17 protein-coding genes and 1 pseudogene are annotated in these 21,160 nt (G+C 49.5%); 2 read left to right on the top strand and 16 right to left on the bottom strand.

From position 1 onward, the window contains the following. Positions 1-124: 124 nt before the first annotated feature. The 12 genes from mreB to FJQ58_RS21850 form a co-directional block, all read right to left on the bottom strand. A complete protein-coding gene (gene mreB / locus FJQ58_RS21905) occupies positions 125-1,117 on the bottom strand; it encodes a rod shape-determining protein (RefSeq protein WP_139996936.1) in 993 nt (330 codons plus the stop codon). A gap of 124 nt (positions 1,118-1,241) precedes the next feature. Then, a complete protein-coding gene (gene spoIIID / locus FJQ58_RS21900; protein WP_053373789.1) occupies positions 1,242-1,529 on the bottom strand; it encodes a sporulation transcriptional regulator SpoIIID in 288 nt (95 codons plus the stop codon). Between the two features lie 189 nt (positions 1,530-1,718). Further along, complete coding sequence (locus tag FJQ58_RS21895) at positions 1,719-2,462, bottom strand: M23 family metallopeptidase (protein WP_139996935.1); 744 nt, start codon at positions 2,460-2,462, stop codon at positions 1,719-1,721. Between the two features lie 81 nt (positions 2,463-2,543). Then, entirely contained in the window at positions 2,544-3,773 is a 1,230-nt protein-coding gene (spoIID, locus tag FJQ58_RS21890) for a stage II sporulation protein D (protein ID WP_238404243.1), read from the bottom strand. A gap of 73 nt (positions 3,774-3,846) precedes the next feature. Further along, positions 3,847-5,037, bottom strand: a complete 1,191-nt coding sequence (locus FJQ58_RS21885) for an ABC transporter permease (protein WP_139996934.1) — start codon at positions 5,035-5,037, stop codon at positions 3,847-3,849. Continuing rightward, positions 4,979-5,740 carry an ABC transporter ATP-binding protein gene (locus FJQ58_RS21880; protein ID WP_139996933.1) on the bottom strand — a complete coding sequence of 254 codons (762 nt, stop codon included), beginning with the start codon at positions 5,738-5,740 and terminating at the stop codon, positions 4,979-4,981. The genes FJQ58_RS21885 and FJQ58_RS21880 overlap by 59 nt, the downstream gene beginning before the upstream one ends. Next, positions 5,737-7,287: an efflux RND transporter periplasmic adaptor subunit gene (locus tag FJQ58_RS21875; protein ID WP_162341673.1), complete on the bottom strand. Its 1,551-nt coding sequence runs from the start codon at positions 7,285-7,287 to the stop codon at positions 5,737-5,739. Before FJQ58_RS21875 ends, FJQ58_RS21880 begins: the two co-directional genes overlap by 4 nt. A gap of 306 nt (positions 7,288-7,593) precedes the next feature. Further along, the gene (locus FJQ58_RS21870) at positions 7,594-8,544 is read right to left on the bottom strand and encodes a carbohydrate kinase family protein (RefSeq protein ID WP_139996931.1); all 951 of its coding nucleotides are present in this window, start codon (positions 8,542-8,544) and stop codon (positions 7,594-7,596) included. A 12-nt stretch (positions 8,545-8,556) separates the two neighbouring features. Next, on the bottom strand, positions 8,557-10,011 hold the full coding sequence (locus FJQ58_RS21865; RefSeq protein ID WP_202915308.1) for a glycoside hydrolase family 32 protein: 1,455 nt from the start codon (positions 10,009-10,011) through the stop codon (positions 8,557-8,559). Positions 10,012-10,035: 24 nt separating this feature from the next. Beyond that, positions 10,036-10,863, bottom strand: a complete 828-nt coding sequence (locus FJQ58_RS21860) for a carbohydrate ABC transporter permease (RefSeq protein ID WP_139996930.1) — start codon at positions 10,861-10,863, stop codon at positions 10,036-10,038. After that, a complete protein-coding gene (locus tag FJQ58_RS21855; protein WP_139996929.1) occupies positions 10,863-11,747 on the bottom strand; it encodes a carbohydrate ABC transporter permease in 885 nt (294 codons plus the stop codon). Before FJQ58_RS21855 ends, FJQ58_RS21860 begins: the two co-directional genes overlap by 1 nt. Positions 11,748-11,857: 110 nt before the next feature. After that, entirely contained in the window at positions 11,858-13,159 is a 1,302-nt protein-coding gene (locus FJQ58_RS21850; protein ID WP_139996928.1) for an ABC transporter substrate-binding protein, read from the bottom strand. Positions 13,160-13,396: 237 nt separating this feature from the next. On the opposite strand from FJQ58_RS21850, the gene FJQ58_RS21845 reads away from it, so the two are divergent. Both FJQ58_RS21845 and FJQ58_RS21840 read left to right on the top strand, forming a co-directional pair. Then, entirely contained in the window at positions 13,397-13,741 is a 345-nt protein-coding gene (locus tag FJQ58_RS21845) for a transposase (protein ID WP_139996927.1), read from the top strand. Further along, positions 13,729-14,577 (top strand): annotated as a pseudogene (locus FJQ58_RS21840) (IS3 family transposase); the annotation flags it as partial. The gene FJQ58_RS21845 and the pseudogene FJQ58_RS21840, both read left to right, overlap by 13 nt. Positions 14,578-14,642: 65 nt before the next feature. Here FJQ58_RS21840 and FJQ58_RS21835 read toward each other — a convergent pair. The 4 genes from FJQ58_RS21835 to FJQ58_RS21820 all read right to left on the bottom strand — a co-directional run bounded on the left by FJQ58_RS21835 (position 14,643) and on the right by FJQ58_RS21820 (position 20,978). Continuing rightward, complete coding sequence (locus FJQ58_RS21835; RefSeq protein ID WP_139996925.1) at positions 14,643-15,620, bottom strand: LacI family DNA-binding transcriptional regulator; 978 nt, start codon at positions 15,618-15,620, stop codon at positions 14,643-14,645. Positions 15,621-15,794: 174 nt separating this feature from the next. After that, positions 15,795-17,219, bottom strand: a complete 1,425-nt coding sequence (murA, locus tag FJQ58_RS21830; protein ID WP_139996924.1) for a UDP-N-acetylglucosamine 1-carboxyvinyltransferase — start codon at positions 17,217-17,219, stop codon at positions 15,795-15,797. A 300-nt stretch (positions 17,220-17,519) separates the two neighbouring features. Next, positions 17,520-17,786: a DUF1146 family protein gene (locus FJQ58_RS21825; protein ID WP_139996923.1), complete on the bottom strand. Its 267-nt coding sequence runs from the start codon at positions 17,784-17,786 to the stop codon at positions 17,520-17,522. Positions 17,787-17,876: 90 nt separating this feature from the next. Further along, positions 17,877-20,978 carry a S8 family peptidase gene (locus FJQ58_RS21820; RefSeq protein WP_238404241.1) on the bottom strand — a complete coding sequence of 1,034 codons (3,102 nt, stop codon included), beginning with the start codon at positions 20,976-20,978 and terminating at the stop codon, positions 17,877-17,879. Positions 20,979-21,160 lie beyond the last annotated feature (182 nt).

Raw genomic sequence — 21,160 nt, 5'->3', positions numbered from 1 at the left:
TCGGTTGAAAGCAAGGCTGGCTGAATAGCTTGTCCATGCGACCAACGACTCATTTACGCCTCGGCTACGCCCCCCTAAGGCTCCCTACCCGCGCATATGAATAGTTATTGGCCGCTGTCGCCCCTTACTTCTTTCCGAGCTTGTCCAAGTTATCTAAGAGGATGCCAGTCCCTTTGACTACGCAATGCATAGGATCTTCCGCAATAAGGACCGGTACCTTGAGTTCTTCTGCAAGAAGTGAATCAAGTCCGTCCAGCAAAGCTCCCCCACCGGTCAAAATAACGCCACGGTCAATAATATCCGCCGAAAGCTCTGGCGGCGTACGCTCAAGCACCGACTTGGCAGCTGAGACGATCGACATAATCGGATCCCACAGCGCTTCGCGAATCTCTCCTGAACGAATGGTCAGCGTAAGCGGCAGCCCGGAGACCATGTCCCGCCCGCGAATATCAATCTCTTCCTGGCGGCCATATTCCAGCACGGTGCCAATTTTGATTTTAATATCTTCGCTTGTTCTTTCGCCGATAAGAAGCTTGTACTTACTTTTGATAAACTTCATGATGGCATCGTCGAACTTGTCCCCTGCAACCTTAATTGAAGAGGCGGTAACAACGTCACCCATGGAAAGAACGGCCACGTCTGTCGTGCCCCCGCCAATGTCTACGACCATATTGCCGCTAGGCTGGAAAATATCCATTCCAGCCCCGATAGCGGCAGCTTTCGGTTCATCCTCAAGAAACACTTCTTTTGCGCCACTGCGTTCTGCAGCCTCGCGAATCGCCTTTTGCTCAACCGAAGTGATGTTCGTCGGCGCGCAAATAAGAATTCGGGGACGGCTAAACCACTTCCGTCCCTCGACACGGTCAATAAAAGCTTTCAACATAATTTCAGTAATCTCAAAATCCGCAATAACACCGTCACGCAGCGGACGAATCGCTATAATATTGCCAGGCGTCCGGCCTACCATTCGGTGGGCTTCCTCGCCAACAGCGAGTACGCGCTTCGAATCGCTTTCAATCGCTACGACTGAAGGCTCATCGAGTACAACGCCTCTTCCTTTCACATGAATGGAAACATTGGCTGTGCCCAAATCAATCCCAATATCCTTGCTCAACATAAGGCTTAAGTCCCCCAACGAATAATAATTACAAAACGTACGTTTGGTTCCCATGACGCAGAAACCGCTAACGTTCATTATTCGCCAAATAAGACAAAATTCCTCTATAATTCGAGAAAAAACTTCATAGCTTTCCTGCCGCAAGCACTTCGCGTTTCTTCGTACTCGTTTTCTTGTATTTTATCTTGGTTGCTTCTCCTCCCCTTAAATGGCGAATGGATTTGTGGTACTCGAGAATGTGCTTCACCTGATCAGCCAAATCGGGGTTTATTTCAGGAAGCCGCTCAGTTAAGTCCTTATGCACCGTGCTTTTGGATACGCCGAACTCCTTGGCAATCGTTCGCACCGTGTGCTTCGTTTCCACGATGCAGCGGCCTATTTTAATGGTTCGCTCCTTAATGTAATCGTGCACGTTCCCGCCTCCCTACTCGAGATAGTTTGGTACATTATATGAGTAGGTCACGTATATATTCGTTGTGGTCAAGCCTAACAAGCCTGAATGTGAATAAATTTTCATAAAAACGTAAAACAGGCAGGGTTTTCACCCCTGCCTGTACGTCTAAAGACCTATTTTTTTCGAAAGCCGTTTCGCTTGTACCGATTACTCCACGATCAATGAGCTTGGATTAATCGCCTTGCCGTTGTTCAAGATTTGGTAATGCAGGTGGATGCCGAGATCACGCTCGAGCTCGTTGCGGCCTGCTTTGGCAATAATGGTTCCTTGTTCAACATCATCGCCTTCTGCCACCGCGATATCCGCCAAGCTTTGATACACGGTCACGAGACCGCCTTCGTGTGTAATTTCAACGATGTTGCCATTCGTCGGGTGCTGCTCAACATGGGTTACTTTACCGGATAATGCGGCAAGCACGTCAAACGTTTTCCCATCCGGGTCTACAAAATCCATGCCCATGTGCGGGGAGAAGCTGGTTCCGGTTTGTACCACAGCGGCAGCTCTTTCTTCATCTGTCGCTTTCTCATCATAGAACGGAAGCTCGACTTGCAGTGCGGCCTTATCCGTCAAAGGCCATTTCATTTGCTCGCCGCCGGCGATGACCGGGAGTGTATCTTCGCCTTTGCCTTCTGGTGCAGTAACTTCTTCACCTTGTGAAACTTCAGTAGTATCGGTTTTTCCTGTTGTAGGTGTGCTTGTCTGATCCGCTCCCTGATAGATCCACATTAAGGTTACGATAATTGCTGCCGCGGCCATGAAGATTGCTGGAGATACCCATCGCTTTGCAAAAAGGCTCTTCCATCCACTGCTAGATTTGGCGGCAGACGTTCCTCCCAGAACTGTTTTGGGAGTTTCTTCTGGTTTTTGCTTCGGTTTGTTTTGATCATTCATTTTCTATCACCTCACTAGCCATTGTTGCCAGTTCTGCTAGGTTTATACGTGAGGTGCTATAAAATAATGAAAGAGTTTAAACTACGAGCGGCTTGCGACCAAATTAGGAAGCTTCGAAGCTTGCTCCACCTGAACGCTAGAGTAATAATGAGATAAAATGTCCTCGGCGCTTGCTCCCGATTCAGCCATTCCGTTTGCTCCGTATTGGCTCATGCCGACGCCATGCCCATAGCCATAAGTAGTAATCGAAATGGTATTTCCCTTAATGCTCCAGATGAATTGAGAGGAAGCCAAGCCCAGTTTCTCTCTCACTTCTCTTCCTGTTAGCGTCGTCTCTCCTATTGCAATTTTACTAATGCGGTTGCCCTGAGTTTTCTCTATGACGCGTATCGAGGATTTAGAAGCCTGCTTCTTGGATAAACCAAGCTTGCTGTAGAAGTCTTTGAGAGAAAGCTTCACTGTCTCTTTATACTTAGGCGAGATTGCCTGATCCCATGGACTCGCTACGCTTCGTAGATAGGGGATTTTCTGCTGCCAATAATCCTCTGAATTTTCGGTGTACCCATTGCTTGTCGAGAAAAAAGCAGCGTCGATCGGTTCGCCTTGATATGTAATGATCATGCCTTTTGTCTGTTCAATGGCATCGGTCAGCTTGCCTATGTTCGACTTCTGTTCATCTCCGCTCCATTTCTCTGCAAGCGCCGACAGAGAAATATAAACCTGATGCTCGGTCGTATCGGTCACGTCCGCGCCCTTCACCGGAACGCCGCTGTCATTTCCCTGAACCATTCTGCGCACCATATAGGTGCGTGCCGCGATCGCTTGCGCCTTAAGCGCCTCCAGCTCAAAACCGATTGGCATTTCTGCGGCAACAACTCCGCGGACATAGGTTTCTAACGGAACACTCTCAATTCGTTTTTCCTTCGTCAGGTAAACCCGTACTACCAATTGGTCTAGCGCATCCTGTTCTTTCTTAGCAGTTTCTTTGCCTATGGTTGACTTCTCCCCGCCCTGCCCTGCGATACTGCCTAAAGACGGAGACCATCCTGCGTCATTCTCCTTCGTGCCGGCAGTGCCTTCCGTAAGATTTACATTCGCACGGCCATCCTCATAGGAACGCGCCTGAACCTCGTTTAGTTCATTCAGCGAAAGCCTTACGAGCAGGATGGATGCACCCATCATCGCGCCGACGGCAAACCAAGCCACTCCTCTGCTTGTCCGCAAACCTTGCAGCAAATCAACGATTGAAAACTTTCCTGCCCTTCGTCTCATGAGCTCTCCTTCCACCGTGACCGTTAAGAGAGCAGCCATCCCGCCACTCTCTCAAACCGGTCTTGATGGTTCATTCTATGAGCCAAAATAATAGGGTAGAACCGTTTCATGGCTAATCGTGGCGAAGCGCGTCAACCGGACGAAGGCTGGCTGCCTTATTCGCGGGCAAATAACCAAATACTACACCAACAAATGCTGAGAATATGAAAGCTACTCCGACCGTTTCCAAGGGAACCTCGGTTTCAGTTTTCATGACGACGCCAATAATAAACGAGGCAACATAGCCGAGTCCGATGCCAAGCGCGCCTCCTAGGCCGCTAATGCATACCGCCTCTACTAGGAACTGAAACAGAATGTCGCGTTTCTTCGCCCCTAAGGACTTGCGAATGCCAATCTCTCTCGTCCGCTCCGTTACGGATACGAGCATAATATTCATAATGCCGATTCCGCCTACAATAAGCGAGATGATGGCCACATAGATCAGCTGCCTGTTCATCGTTTCATTCACTGAGTTTAGCGTCTTCATCGCTTCCTCTTGATTGAGCACCCGGTAAGCATTCTCGTTGCCGCGGAATTTCTCATAGAGGACCGTTTCAACCGCTGTTACGGTCGCAGACATCAGACTTGTATCGGATACGATCAGGTTAATGGTAGATACGCCGCTGGTTTGAAACACTTTTTGCGCCGTCGTGACCGGAATTAATATTTTCTCGTCATTCGATCCTGTAAGAGAGCTGCCTTGCGATTCAAGCAATCCGACAATGGTGAAAATATATCCGTTAATCGTGATCTTCTTGCCTACTGCCGCAGATGGGTCCACGCCTTCATCCTCAAATAAATCCGTAGCGGTGTCTACGCCGATTAGAGCGACCTTCGTATTGTTTTTAATATCGGGAGCAGCGATATACCTGCCGTCCTGCACCGGGAATTCCTTTACCTTCTCATAGGCGGCTGTGATTCCTTCAACGGTAACAGACACTTGTGTTTTCCCATATTTGGCATACCCGGTAGCGCTCGTCACCGGTGCTACTCCTGCCACATTCATAACATCGCCAAGCTCGTTAGCTTCATCTACGGACAAAGTGGTTACCGTTCCCCGGCCAAGAATCGTTACCGACAACGAATTCGGACTACCGAGAGAGGAGACCTGCTTGGCAACCTCGTTAGAGGATGCCTTCCCCATAGCTACAAGCGCGATGACTGTCGCCACGCCGATCAAAATTCCTAGCATGGATAATACGGTTCTAAGCTTGTTGGACAAGACGCTTTTCACTGCCATCTTGAGGCCCTGCGTAAGTTTCATCGCTGTTCCTCCTTTCCTGCTCCGTCAACACCCCATCCCGTATGATCACCGTACGCCTGGCCCGCTTCGCGACCTCCATGTCATGCGTAATCAGGACGATTGTCTGACCCGCGCGGTTGAGCTCCTCCATCATGCTGAGTACTTCCATTCCCGTCTTGGAATCCAGCGCCCCCGTGGGTTCATCCGCTAGCAGCATTGGCGGATTTGTCGCAAGCGCCCGGGCAATTGCCACGCGCTGCTGCTGTCCCCCCGAGAGCTCATTTTGCCGGTGATGCATCCGTTGCCCAAGCCCAACTCGCTCCAGCGCTTCCATCGCACGCTGCTTTCTTTCTTTGCCAGGCAGCCCCCGGTAAATCAACGGAAGCTCGCAATTCTCCAATGCGGAAAGCTTGGGAAGCAGATGATAGCCTTGAAAAATAAAGCCGATCTTCTTGTTGCGCATTTCCGTCAGCTTATTGTCGCTTTGGCCCATGATCTCCAATCCTTCAAGCTTGTAGCTTCCCTCACTCGGCAAATCGAGACAGCCGATGATATTCATTAATGTTGATTTCCCGGACCCGGATGGGCCAACAATGGCCAGAAAATCGCCATGGGCAACCTTCAAGGATACTTCATGCAAGACCGTCGTTTTTTCCCGCGCCATCATATACGATTTTGACACATTACTCATCTCAATCAGAGGAACATTAGCGTTTGTACTCATCGCGAGCCACCTGCAGTGCCGCGTGTTGCGCCACCGCCGCCACCCATACCGCCCATGCCGCCGCCAGTACCCATGCCTCCACCGCCAGGAAAGCCCATGCCGCCTCCGGGGAAGCCGCCTTGCTGCATGTTCGTTTCTTCGACGCCTGTTCCCATGCCTACTGTTCCTTGAGCAAGCGGAATAAGCACGCTGTCCCCCTCCTTCAGTCCGGAAACAATCTCAACAAAATTTTCGTCGCTCAGACCTGTCGTCACCTCAACAAGCTGTCCGCCCAGCGCATCTGCCATTGGGCCCCCAGCGCGTCCTCCGGCCGCGAAGCCGCCCTGACCTGAGGCCCCGTCCCCCACACGCGCCTGACCGCCTTCCGCCGACGCCTGTCCTGCTGCCGCGGTTCCTCTTGCTCCTCCATACTGCCTCGTTCCAGAAGTCCCGTTTCCTTGTGCCGGGGCTTGCTGCCCTCCAGCCGTTTCACCGCCTTGTCCGGTCGCAGCACCCTGCTGTCCACCAGTCGCACCACTGCCTTGTCCGGCCGCAGCCCCTTGCTGTCCTCCCGCTGCACCGCCTGTCCTGCCAGGCTGCTGAGCGCTCCCGGTTGAGGCAGTCCCGCTATTATCAGCTGGAACGCGCACAAAAGATCTTGTTCCCATTTCAACAACCGCGTTAACAGGAACGAGAATAATATTTTCCTTGGATTCGATTGTAATCGCCGCTTCGCCGGACATACCCACCATAACGCCTTCGATGTCATTAAGGAGGATGTTTACCGAAAACGCGGATGAGCCATTGCTTGAAGTGCCTTCCTTCGCAATCTCGGATACGGTCGCTTCAATGGTCCGGTCGGCAATCGAGCTTAAAGTAATCGCCGCCGCCTGGCCTACTTTTACCGAAGAAATATCGAGCTCATCCACAGAAGTAACAAACTCCAGCGCCGTATAATCGACAATGGAGGCAATCGTTGTGTTGGCATTAACCTCATCGCCAACCTCGATGCTCATTTCTGTAATCTCTCCGTCAATGGACGCGGTCACTGCTTTTTCCTCTTTCACTTGCTCTTCGTAGATCTTTGCCAATTGATCTTGATAATCCGCGATATCAGAATTGGCACTCTCCATATTTTTCTGAAGCGATTTTTTGGTCACCTCTTCATTTTCGGTGCCGGTCGCTTCCTTATAGCTTTCTTGATATTCAACAATAGATTCTTCCAGCTTTGTAATGCTTTTTTGAATCGACGTTATTTTATCTTCATTATCCTCTGCTGCCTCAAACGTAACTAAAATCTGTCCTGCTTTAATCTTATCGCCCAATTTCACATTCACCGTAGCAATGGTGCCACTTTTGCCTGCTGTTACCGTTTCCCGCGAGTTAGCAGCCACGGAACCCGTCCCGCTGATTTGTTTGACGATAGATCCTTTAGTCGCCGTTACCGTTCGCGATGTTGCCGTTGCGCCTGCTGCTTCTTTGTCCTTGGCAAAATAAAAATAATAAGCGCCTGTTCCGGCTGCAGCCAAAATTATCAAAATGCTGAGCCCTATCGTCCATTTCTTCATGTACTGTAGTCCACCCTCCATCGGTCATTATAAAACCGAATATAGCATGCAAAAATGAACGCTACATGAACAAGCAACCCTTCACCTAGATTCAAATACAGGATCAGAAATGGAGCTCAAACACTGTTAAATCCCTGCTTTTTGCTCTTCACAAACCTATCTGCTTACATCAATCACAACTGTTGCTCCGTCCAAAACCATCCAGCCATGCTGCTTAGGCAAGTTCCCATAAAAAAAGAGCACTGCCCTTCCTTCCGCTCAAAGCGGCTGGAAAAACAATGCTCTTTTATTATCTTTCATGCGTCTTCACAAAGAAGGAAGCTCATGCAGTGCGGGCAACGAGGAGATCGCTCCTGCTCGCGTTGTCGTTAATGCAGCAGCCGCATTCGCGAATGCCAGTATGCGCAGCGCCTTGGCCTTATCAAGCTCCGCAGCCGATCCTTCATTTAATAGAAGCTGATACAACAGCGCGCCGATAAAAGCATCGCCAGCACCCGTCGTATCCGCAACAGTCACCTTCTGCCCAGGGACAGACACGTCATAAGAGCGTGTATGCCATGCCGCTCCTTCCGAGCCGCGAGTATAGACAACTGCTTGCACTTCGCCGACGAACAGGGAAGCAATTGCTTCTTTCTCGTCCTCGATTCCGGTAATAAACGTTAGTTCATCCGAGCTGATTTTCACCAAATGGCTCAGGGGAAGGAACTGCAATATCGTTTGCCTGCACTCCTCCTGATCTGCCCAAAGCGGTAGCCTCACGTTTGGATCAAAGCTGATAAAACCGCCAGCAGCCTTCATCGCTTCAATAGCCTTGAGATGTGCATATTTTACAGGAGCCTCAATTAGATCTACCGAGCAGTAGTGCAAAATATCGCCGGCTGCAAACCAATTCCCATCAATCTCATCCGCGGAAAGCAGCATATCCGCACTTGGGTTCCGGTAAAAAGAAAAATCCCGGTCTCCGTCCGCCTTCAAGCTTACAAAAGCTAAAGCGGTATTAGCTTCCTTCGTGCGAAATACACGCCTCGTATCCACTCCGGCCTGCTCCAACGTCTCAATGAGAAAGTCGCCGAAAGCATCCATGCCCAGCTTCCCTATAAATGCGCTGTTCGCTCCAAGCTTAGCTGCCGCGCAGGCAACATTGGCGGGAGCGCCGCCTGCTTCCTTCGTAAAGCCGGCAACATGCTTGAGCTCAATTCCTCGCGTATCCGGAATAAAATCAATTAACGCTTCCCCAATAGTAAACAGCTTTGGCACGTTATGCCCCTCCTACTTCATGTCCCATTTTTTAAAGGATACCATAGAACATGCTCCTTTGGCATACGCTTGAATGCCCAGCGAATCGGCACCCGGATAAATTCGGCCGGTCATCACCTTATCGCCGCCCTGTATGAATACCTCAACGGAGGATTTGTCTACGAAAATGTTCAAAGCGAGCAATCCTTCCTTAAGCAGAACTTTCGTTCTGCGCTCGCCGCCCAGTCCGATGCCGGATTGATCACGATTAAACCGAAAAAGCCCATCATCCTGCCGGTAGGAAAGCACCGTCTCCTCATCGCCGCTCACCCGCAGCTTCAGCCCAAATTCCTCTGCCTGCCCCGCCTCGAAAACAACCTCCAGCTCGTAGCAGTCACCGCGGACGTCCATATCCCGAATGCCTGACAACGGAATTCCGCTTGCCTCGTACCCATTACGGCGGTATGCTTTCATTTCCTCCAGCGGCCTGAATGCTAGCGATTCTCCTTGCAAAATAACCTCGCGCGGCATCGTCATCGCACCTGCCCAGTAATGGCCCAGCTGCGTCGGAATCTCGCTTTCCCATGTCTCCATCCAGCCCATAATAATACGTCGTCCCTTGGGATCGACCGTGGTCTGCGGGGCATAAAAATCAAAGCCATAGTCCACCGGCTCATACCGATCGTAGGTAAAGCTTCCTAGCCCCACATCCAAACGGCCGATCATGTAGGTGGTTGAATGCAGGTTGTGATAGTCATCCCCCTGCGACGGCATCCGCTGAGGCGACATCACAAGTACATCGCGACCTTCCAGCTCGAACAAATCCGGGCATTCCCAGTTGTCGCCGAGCCGCCCGTCGCTGCGGGCAATTTCGCCTGCAAAGCTCCAATTGAGAAGATCATCTGAACGGTATAACAAAACAAGCCCATTGCCCTGACCATCATTGGAGCCTAATACCGCATAATAAGCCCCGTCGCGTTCAAACAGCTTCGGATCCCGAAAATCCTTCTGGCTCAGGCCAGCTGGCATTTGGTCTGGGCCAATAACCGGATTGCTTGCCAATTTCTTAAAATGAACACCGTCCTCAGATACGGCTATATTTTGATTTTGACGGTAGTCTTGTTCCTTGTCGGGACCCGTGATCAAATGGCCGGTATACATTAAATACAGCTTGCCGTCCCTCTCTATTGCACTCCCGGAGAAGCAGCCGTCGTTGTCATAAGCCTGATCTGGTGCAAGCGCAACAGGCAGGTATCTCCACGTAACCAGATCGCGGCTCACCGCATGGCCCCAGTGCATGGGTCCCCATACCGGCTGGTAAGGGTAATGCTGATAGAACATATGATATTCGCCATTAAAGTAAATAAACCCGTTTGGATCGTTCATCCAGCCAAATTCGCCCATTAAATGAAAGGCAAGCCGAAACTCTTCCTTCATTAGATATTTTCGTTCAGCAATAAATGTGTCGGCATTTTCTCTCGTGTACAAAATAAAGCATCCAACCCTTACTTATTATTTGATGGAGCCTTGCATGACCCCTTGGATAATATATTTCTGCGCAAATAAGTAGACGATCAGTACTGGCAAAATCGTTAGCATGAGTCCCGCCATAAGCGGACCATAATCTACCGTATACGTGCCAAAGAAATAGAACGTAGACAGCGGAAGCGTGCGCTCGTCGGGAGAGATCAGTACCAAGGATGGCAGCAGAAAGTCGTTCCAGATCCACAGCACATTTAATATCGCAATCGTCACCGTCGTCGGAGCAAGTACCGGGAAAACAATGCGGAAAAACGTCTGCGTCCTCGTACAGCCATCAATGAGCGCCGCTTCTTCCAGCTCCGCAGGAATGCTCTTCACAAACCCGTGATAAATAAAGACTGCAAGCGGACTGCCAAATCCGGCATACATATAGATAAGCGCCCATTTGCTGTTCAGGAAACCGATTGAGCCATATATTTTGACCAGAGGAATCATAATGGCTTGAAAGGGGATGATCATGGCTGCAACCATAAGGAAAAAGGTATATTGATTCAGCTTCGTCTGGTTTCTTACGAAATAATGTGCTGTCATTGCCGCCAAAAAAGAGATCACTACGACACTAACGACCGTGATCACAACCGAGTTTGAAAAGGCGGATACATACGACATTTTTCCAAAAGCATTCGTATAATTAGCAAAGCTGAAGCTCTCCGGCAAAGACAGCGGACTTGAGGTGATTGCCTTGTTTTCCTTAAAGGAGTTCACCAATAACATGGCAAAAGGAAAAATAAACAGCACAAGGCAAACAAGAAGGGCAATGAATTTCGTCCAGGCCAGCGCTCCGTTCCGATTCTCCATTATGCTTCCACCTCCAGCTTCTTGCTAAAGTAAACCTGTGCAATCGTAATGGTAGCTACAAGCAGGAACAGAACAAAAGCCTCCGCCTGGCCTACACCGTAGTCCCTCGATAGAAATGCTTTCTCGTATACGTGCATAGATACCATTTCCGTGCTCTTAAACGGTCCTCCCTTGGTTAAGGAAAGGTTCAAATCGTAAACCATGAAGCAGCGCTGCAGCGATAAGAAAATACATACGATAAAGGACGGTACCATGAGCGGCAAAATCATTTTGCGCATTTTTGTCCAAAGGCTTGCCCCATCGATGCTCGCCGCCTCTAAAATATCCTTTGGCACATTCATAAGCCCAGCTACATAAATCACCATCATATAACCCGCATACTGCCATACCGTTACGATGATCATTGACCAGAATGCCTTATCCGGATCAGCCAGCCAGGAATCACTGAACAATGGGATACTCAGTTCCTTGCCTACATACACAAAGACATTAGAGAAAATAAACTGCCATACAAAGCCAAGAACAATCCCACCCACCAGATTAGGAATAAAGAAGCCTGCTCTAAAAATACTTTGCCCCTTCAAACCGCTAGTCAGCACATAGGCTAACAAAAAAGCAACGATATTAATAAGGGCAACGGAAATAAACACATATTTCAAGGTCAGTAAAAAGGATTGCCAAAATACGGTGTCCTTAAATACCGATACATAGTTTTCAAAGCCAACTAAGCTGCTGGAGGTCGAAATGCCGTCCCAGTTCGTAAAGGTCAAATAGATGCCGTACAGGAAAGGAATAATCATTACAGCAAGAAAAGCAAACAAAGTAGGTCCGGTAAACAGCAGCCGCAATCGCAAGCGATTCCACAGCCCTTTTTCCGTTATCATCATGATCCCTCGCATTCGTGCATGGATTGTGTCGATCAAAAAGCTAGCAAGAGTAAACGGCCTACCCCGTCATAGGGCGGGGTAAGCCAGTTGTCAGCTATCCATATTATTTATTTTACGGTTTTCCAATAAGCCTCAATTTCTTTGGTCAGCGTCGCGCGATCAGCTGCGCCAGCCAAATATTTTTGCATGGAAGCGCCGATTTTCGCCCAGTGATCCGCCGGCAACGTGCTCATGGAATCCTCCGTCTTGCCTTCGGCAATATGCTCTGAAATGGATTTCGCCAAAGGGTCTTTAGCTTCGAGCGTAATATTCTTGAACGCCGGAATAATATTCGCTTGGTTGACGAGGAAGTCTTGCCCCTTCTCGCTGTACACCATCCACTCTAAAAAGGTTTTTCCCGCAGCTTGCTGCTCGGCCGTATTTTTCTCTTTATCAAGCACTAGACGTTTCGATACAGCGGAAGAAATCTGCGTGTTGCCAAAGTCTGCCGGATTGTTGCTCACCGGTACCGGAAGAAAACCATACTGACCGCTTGCGGTATCAAAGCTGCTTATTTGCGGCCAAGCCCAGTTTCCTTGGAACCATATGCCTACCTCGCCTTTGCCTAGCACCTCCGGCCCTCTCTCATAGGTTCCGGATAAAGGAGATGCTTTATCGATGTTGTATTTAGCCATCACATCAAACGTATCGATCAAGCCATTAAATACTGCGTTGCCGGCCAAGTCGACCGTACCCGCTTTCAAATCGTCAACGAACTTCGCCACCGCAGCGGTATCCGACGACTGGCCAGCGTAAGCCAGCGGCAAATAATGCGCACCAAGCGACCAATCCATCGGAGAAATAATAAGCGGCGCTTTTCCGGAAGCCTCGATTTTTTTGAACAGGTCCTCCAACGCGCTTGTCGTATTCACCGTTGCCGGATCAAACGAGCCGCCTACCGCTTGATCCAGAACCGCCTTGTTATAAATAAAGCCGTAACCTTCAATAGCAAGCGGGAAGGCATAGTTTTTGCTATCGAATGTCGTTAATGCTGTACTGCGATCAACCGCGTCCGCCATCCATTTCTCGCCGCTCAGATCAAGCACGCGATCCTTGAACTTTTCAACATCTCCCGTATCCAGCATCGTAATGGTAGCCGGATTGCCCGATGCGTAAAGCGCGGACGCCTTCTCAAATGGAGATTGTCCGGCAGGTACCGGTATAATTTCAAGCGTAATATTCGGATAATCTTCTTTAAATGCTTTTGCCGCGTTCTCCAGCTGCGCCTGAATTTCACCTTTAGAGTTAAGCAGTGAGATCTTGACAGCTGCACCCTCGCCAGACTCTTCCGACTTATTGCCGCATGCGGTAACGACCATAACAACGATAAGCGACAAAGCCAGTGCTTGCATCCACTTCCAGGTTTTCATTTGTATGCCCCCGATTCTTATCATTTGGATACGGCTCACCGATCGTGTAAACCGCTTTCATAACGTATTATAGCGATGAGCATATGATATGTCAATCGTTTGACATGTCAAACGATTGACATTGTTTGAGAAAATAAAAAAACCCTTGCTGCGCTGGTATTATCCCCTTTAAGTAGACACTCAAAAAAAACCTCATGTTATCATGAAGGAAAGAGTGAACTTGGAGGGGATTTTTCTATGGCTAAAAAGGGACAAACATTTAAGCAATATACAGAAGAATTTAAGCTGGCTGCAGTACAGGAATATATGAAGGGATCATCCAGCTATAAGAGAGTGGCTGAAAAGTTAGAAATCAGAAACTGTAGCCAATTAAAGGTGTGGGTGAAAAAATGGCAAAATGGAGAGGCCTTTGACGTACGCGCAGATAAGATACCTACCCCTCTTACAGGACGTCCTCGCACGATCTTCAGTACCGTAGAGGAAGAACGAGATTATCTGAAAGCGCAGGTAGATTACTTAAAAAAGCGTTATCCAAATCTAGTAAAGGAGAAGCACCAGGTCAGCGAGACAACTATAACATAGTCGAAGAACTACGCTGTCTGCATGGCATTACACGCCTGTTAGCCCTTGCAGGAATACCAAGAGCCAGCTATTACAAATGGCGATCCACGCAGCCTCAGCGCGATGCCAGACAAGACCGGGATCATGAGATGAAAGAGCATATGATGGCCATCCATTTCACACACCCTTACTTCGGGTACCCACGTATGAAGATAGCCTTACGAGAGGCAGGATACATCGTTAATCACAAGAAGGTATGGCGACTCATGAAGGCACTGTCCATTCAATCTGTTATTCGAAGGAAGCGAAGACAGTCTAATTACACGCCCTCGGTCGTGTACCCGAACCGTCTTAAACGCGAATTCCATGCCACAGCACCTTCACAAAAAATGGTCACGGATATTACCTACATTTCCGACGGCACGACCTTCCACTACCTCTCTGTCATTCAAGATTTATTCAACAATGAGATTGTCGCGTGGCAGTTGTCTTCGCGCAACGATGTGCTACTCGTGCTGGATACCGTCGAAGAGTGGACAAGAAAAAGAGACGTTTCAGAAGCCGTTCTCCATTCGGATCAAGGCTTCCAATATACGTCTCAGGCATACAACACGCGCTTAGAAGCATTCGGCGTTAAAGGCAGCCACTCTCGCAAAGCAACCTGCCTAGATAACGCATGCATCGAATCCTTTTTTTCGCATCTCAAGACAGAGAAGTTGTATCTCCAACAGTGTAAATCAGGAACAGAAATTCGGCAAGCTGTGGAAGAGTACATTTACTTTTATAACTACCAGCGGTATCAATCTAAACTGAGGCAGCGCGCACCAATTGAATATCGGTGCGCGCTGACAGCATAGCTTTTTTCAACTGTCTACTTGACAGGGGTATGACCAGCTGCGCATGGGTTTTTCGTTTTTTCCTATCATGTGGTTGCACGCTCAATTAACGTAACTGGCAATATATTCGTCGTCTCGAAAGCTTCCTCGTTCATTTGCTTCAAGATTAAATCAACAGCTGTTTTGCCGATTTCCGCAATCGGTTGTTTGATCGTCGTCAGCTCCGGCGTAATCCATCTAGCCGCATTCACATTGTCATAACCGATGATCTTCACATCACCTGGTACATGCCTCCCAGCGGCTGCACATTCTTTGACCGCGAACGCGGCTATAATATCGCTGGTTGCAAATATGCCATCCAGATCAGGATGATCCTGAAACAGCTGATGCATGATCTGTTCATATTGAAGCTGGTCGAACACATTCATGTCCGTCTGTATAATAATATGTTCAATCCCCTGCTCCTGCATAATCTCCTGAAAGGCCTCTGTTCGCTGGTTAGCCAGCAAACGCAGCTCCAGATTACCGCATATATGCGCAATCTTTTTGCAGCCCTTATCAACCAATAGCTTTGCCGCGAGCTTGCCACCAGCATAATTGTCCGAGGATATAAAGGGAATTTCCTCGCTAATTTGACGGTCGATGGTGACAATCGGAGAACTAAGATTTTTGTACTCATCCACTTGAAGCGTATGGCTTCCCATAATAATGCCATCCACGCGATTGCGCTTCAGCATTTCGATATATTCTTTCTCTTTAAGGGGATCAAGCTGGGAATTGCACAGCAGCATCTTAAAGCCCAGCCCGTAAGCGTAATTTTCCACATGATTGGCCAGCTCGCTAAAAAAAGGATGAGAGACGCTCGGGACGATTAAACCGATGACGTTGGATTGTTTTCTTAGGAGCGAGCGGGCAATTTCATTCGGCTGGTAATCGAGCTCCTCCATCGTCTTGTAAACCTTCGTTCTTGTTGCCTCGCTAATATAGCCGCGGTTATTTAATACGCGGGAAACCGTCGTTACGGATACGTTCGCTTTTTTTGCCACATCGTGTATCGTTGCCATGGCCGCCCCTTTGCTCTAGCAGTAGTTCCGTTTATTATAGCGAAATTCAAGCTATAATCATACTTGTTACGTGGAGATCGTTTCTGCGGGCAGTCATCGTTTACGAAAAAGAAGCTGTTTCAGATAAGCCCCTTCGGCTTATTTGAAACAGCTTCTTCGATTTAACGGAATAGGTTAAGCCCAAGTCGGCTGGATCTTAACCCGCTTGTAGGATGACGCTGCTTCGCTCTCTGACGAGGCGCCTACTGAAATCGCAGCTACGGAAGCCGTGTCTCTCGCAGGAATCGAAATGTTGACTGCCGTACCTTGAGCACTAGCCGTAACCGTCACGCTCTCGGTTGCAGACGCAACGCGGGAAATATCCGCTCCAAGCGCAGCCAGCTTGCCCGTAATATCGACATAACCGCGATCCACATGATGTAGACCCGTCACTTCCGTCTCGCCATCAGCCCGCAGTGCCGCGCAAATAAGCGCTGCTCCTGCTCTCAAATCAGTCGCGCATACCTTCGCGCCTGTTAGCGGCAAACCGCCGCTTACAATTGCCGTGCGGCCATCCACCTTAATTTGAGCGTTCATCTTCTGGAATTCCTCAACATGCATAAAACGATTTTCAAACACCGTTTCGGTGACCACGCTCGTTCCCTCAGAAACAAGAAGAAGAGCCATCATTTGCGATTGCATGTCGGTCGGGAAGCCTGGATGCGGCAAGGTCTTCACGTCTACCGATTTCAAAACCGGGCCTGATTGCACGCGAATACCGTTATCACTTTCAGTAATTTCCACGCCCATTTCCTGCAGCTTGGATATCACTGGCGTCAAATGGTCAGCAATGGCGCCTTCAACAAATACATCGCCGCCTGTAATCGCTGCAGCAATCATATACGTACCTGCTTCTACTCGGTCAGGAATGACATTATGGGCTGCGCCATGCATTTTATCTACGCCTTCAATTCGAATAACGCCTGTGCCTGCACCGCGCACTTTACCGCCCATCGCATTAATATAATTAGCTAAATCAACGATTTCCGGTTCTTTGGCTGCATTTTCAAGAATGGTTGTGCCATCCGCCAAAGCTGCCGCCATCATAATATTTTCGGTTGCACCCACGCTGGCAACATCAAGGTAAATCTTGGCGCCCTTCAGGCGAGTCTTTGTGCTTGCTTCAATAAAGCCGTGGCCCAGCGTAATTTCTGCGCCCATCGCTTCGAAGCCCTTCAAATGCTGATCAATTGGCCGTGTACCGATGGCACAACCGCCAGGCAATGATATTCTGACCCGGCCGATACGGCCAAGGAGCGGTCCCATGACAAGAAAGGAAGCACGCATTTTGCGAATAAGCTCGTAAGGAGCCTCGTAAGACGTAATCTCCTGCGCGGTAATGCGCATGGTTTCATTGTTATAGGTTAATTGTGCGCCTAAGGAAGCGAGCACCTTCTGGATCGTCATAACGTCGTCGAGGAGGGGTACGTCACAGATGACGCTGTCTCCTTCTGTCGCCAATAATGAGGCCGCCAAAATGGGGAGTACTGCATTTTTTGCTCCGCTAACACGGACCGTTCCCTTCAAGCGCTGGCCTCCGCGGACGATAATTTTGGTCATCTTTTGGTTCCCTCCGCGAACTGCAATTTCTATTACCTATTCGTGAATATTTTGGAATAGCTCACTTTACCCAAACTTCATCTTATCATTCAATTACATGAAACGACAAGCGTTAAATTTTTCTCATTTTTCACAAGTGTTTCTCACGGCATTTTATGACTTATTTCACCAAAATCAATACGTTTTTTAGGTCAAGTTAAGCTTCCTACCCATTCACAGGCTCTAAGTTATATCTATTCGTAAGCGATTTGCTTTTTGAGACCGTCATGTATTACCCATTGTTGACATGTTTCGCATTTGTTATTCGACAAAGCTCTTGAGAAGCACCGTGTAACCCCAATACTCCAAAATAAATTTAGCGAGCAAATGTCCCATAATAACGGCAACGATCACTTGAAACATACGTGCCTTGGGGCTGCGAGGAAAACGAAAGAACGTTTCCCATTTCACTTCCCTGAGCACAAACCAAACCAAGATAATGCTTAAGATGACAATGATGATCGAAAATAAACCCGTCATGCCTGTATAGGTCTGAATATTATTGTAAAGCTCATTATCAACGTCCATGCTGCCTCCCTGACTAAAACGATCTTTCCATTGCTATTCCTATGCTACCTAATCAAACGTAGCGAAGTGCCAAATTGTTTTAGGCAAATATTAGGACAGCACCCGGTGAAGCAGTACCGTAAAGTCAGCACGGCTGGCCTGCTGCTTCGGTCGGTACAGGTTAGATTCTACCCCTTCAATCTGGCCGCTCTGCTTCATTGCGATCAGCATAGGCGCTGACCAATGAGTCTTAGGCACATCTCCAAACGGATCAACCGTCGGCAAGCGCGGCTGTACCCCATCGGCATAGCCGATAATAAGGGCCATCTCTGCTCGCGTAATCGGCTGATCCGGCTTGAAGGTCTGGTCAGGGAATCCTTTAATCCACCCTTGCTTCACCGCTCTTGCAATCGCGTCGCTAGCCCAGTGGCTTGCCGGAACATCCTTGAACCCTTTGGCCTGAGCTGCGCCTGCTGAAATCGGTTTGTAAGCCTTAACTACCATAGCTACGGCCTCTGCCCGCGTAATTGCCCGCTTAGGTTCGAAACGATTGTCCCCCGTGCCATTGATGATCCCCCGTTTGTTAAGAGCTACGATTTCATTTTGAGCCCAATGGTTTCGGATATCGCGGAAACCGGCTATGAGCTCATCCGCTTTCAGTTTAAAATGATAATACTGTTGATCGAACGGCTTATCTGCGGTCAGCTTCACATAGTAGATATCCGGTTGCAGAAGCAGTTCGCTTAGTTGAAGCTTGCCGGTTTTGCCCGTTCGTGCGCTTGCCAGCTGTTTCATCCTCTTATCATATACGACAAGGCTCAGATCAATGTCCAGCGGAACGCCGCTTATCGACATGCCAACAACACTCGTGCCCGTAATGCGGTGCTGGAACCAATCTACGTCCGAGTAACTTCCGATTACACCAACATATTCAGTGCCTGCCTTGATCATTAAAGCCTCGTAAGATTTATCATTGGGCTCATTCGGATCATCGTATTTGGGTGTATAGTTCAGCTTGAGCGTATACGTGCCGAGCGCCGCGCTCGCTTCCGAGGAGATCGCATTATGAACACGAATATAATATTTACCTGGAGTCACAGTTATGACAGGTGACCGCTCGGTTTCTCCTTCGCCTTCATCATCGTACACCATCAACTGCTGACCCGCTCTTTGCAAGGCAAGACCGGGATCTATACGCGCGGTATTCGTACTCAGTACAAGGCTTAGCTTGCCGCTTTGCGTAAAGGTGACGGCAAACCAATCGCGATCCGCCGTTTGATGGAAATTGCCCGTTACGGATTGTGTCCTTGGCTGAAGCGTAAAGGCTTCATAGGATTTATCGTTGGTCTCATATTCATCGGGCTTCATGGTCAGGGTTGATGTAAGCAGGTATGGCAAATCGTCATTACTGCTCTGATTGATCAGTTCCATATGAATAAGCTGCGAGCCTTTTTTGACCTCTAGATCGATGGTTCTGCTCGCCAGCTTCGTATCGCTTACACTCTTTTTCGTCCCATTCACATAATGCGATATCCGGACAGGCGGTACAATTTTGCCGCTGCTGACGACTCCTTCATATTGAAGGGACAGCGTACCATCATAAGGGACATCAATGCGGTACCAATCATGATCCGCGGTTCCTTGCAGCACAGCTGATATTTGCGTATTAAGCGGGAAACGAGCCGCAGTGGAAATGCTGTTGTTCGCTTCGTAGCCGTCTGGTTTCAAGGCCATGCTAACCGCCCGGTCGATTTGCAGCACGCCGTACCCAGAGGCGCTGTCCGCGCCGGGTACACCGATATCCTTCGCCGATTGGCGCAAAAGCCCGCGTATTTGGTAGGGCTTCAAATCCTTATAGCGAGCCCATATTAGCGCAGCGGCAGCGGCCACTTGAGGCGCTGCCATGGATGTGCCTTCTTCCTTCTTGTACAAGCCGCCAATTGCGGTTGTGTACACATTCCAAGGCGCAACCACGTCAAGCTCAGTCCCCTGGTTAGAGCGCATATCTACCGTATTGTCCGCTTTTACGCCGCCTACGGCTACTACCGTAGGATAAGCTGCCGGATATTTAACCGAGGCTTTCTCTCCGAAGGAGACGCCATCATTTCCGGCTGCTGCGACAAGAAGTACATTTTTGCTTTCCGCATACTGCACAATGTCCAGCATATAAGGGGAGTATCGATACAAACCTACAGATAACACGACTATTTTGGCCCCGCTGCGTATGGCATACAAAATCGCTTCGCCAAGCTCCTGCTCTGTACCGTCACCGCGGTGGTCAAGCGCCTTAATGGGCATGATTTTGGCTTTCCAGACGATGCCGGCTACACCAATACCGTTATTGGCTGCTGCCGCTATGACGCCTGCTACGCTCGTGCCATGGCCGTTGTCATCATCCGGCTTGTCGCCTGGCGATACTAAATTGGCGCCAGGCACTAAATTATCCTTTAGATCCGGATGGTCGAGATCAATGCCGGTATCTACAATCGCAATCGTCAGCTGCTGCTGCTCCCGAACGGTCTCCCACGCTTTTTGCGCACCGATCTGAGTGAGATATAGCTGCTTCGCCAGCTCTGGATCATTGGCTTTCAGCGGCGCAGGAGCAGCGGCTGCCGCCCCTGCGATAGCCGAAGCCGCCTTGCCCGCTGGCGCGAGCTCTGCGGCAGCAGAGGAGCCATCAGGCGCCTTCTGCCCATCGCTGCCGCGCGCAGCCTGGGAAGCGTCCGCAGCGGCATCGCCTTCCGGCTCAGCAGCAGGCATAGAGAGCATGTGCACCCCATAATTAGGGTGCACATATTCCACGCCCGGCATGCTTTGCAGCCGGCGCAGCCATTCCTGTACGTCCGCGCCTTCAGCGGCCGGACGCACGAGCATCACCGCCGTCTCCTCCTGACGACGGAGCACCTCCGTCCCGCGCAGCTCCTGCGCATGCGCGGGGTCACGCCATTTGAGCAGCCAGCTTTGCGGCTGCTCTTCTTCTGCGGGGGCTGCGGCCTGCACCGCAGCCGGAACGAGCCCTGCGGGAGCGATGCCCCCTAGGGCGACGCTCACGAGCAGCAGTGCCATCAGCACGCGACGTATATACATGCTCGCTGCGCGTGCGCATCTTGCGCGCAATCGGCGGTCCTCGCGCGCAGTGCCGTTTTGATTAGCAGCTGTCTCTAGCGGCTGCAAATCAGGATCTTTTTGTAGCGCTATTCGATTAATCATCATAGTCTGCCTTTTCGTCTTGAACGATAATAGTGCGTTCCTGCTTTCGCTTTTAAATAACATCATTAACACTTTCTCTGAGCATGGCTCATATCCCTTGTTTCAGGCAGACAAAAGGACCTAAGACCTATGAAGCGGCGAGTAGATATGTACAAGGTGCAGGCGAGCTAACAAACGATTATTTC

Source organism: Paenibacillus paridis (assembly GCF_006345825.1).
GTDB lineage: Bacteria > Bacillota > Bacilli > Paenibacillales > Paenibacillaceae > Pristimantibacillus > Pristimantibacillus paridis.
The sequence above is the reverse complement of the archived record's forward strand: the minus strand, read 5'-3'. Positions and strand labels throughout refer to the sequence as shown.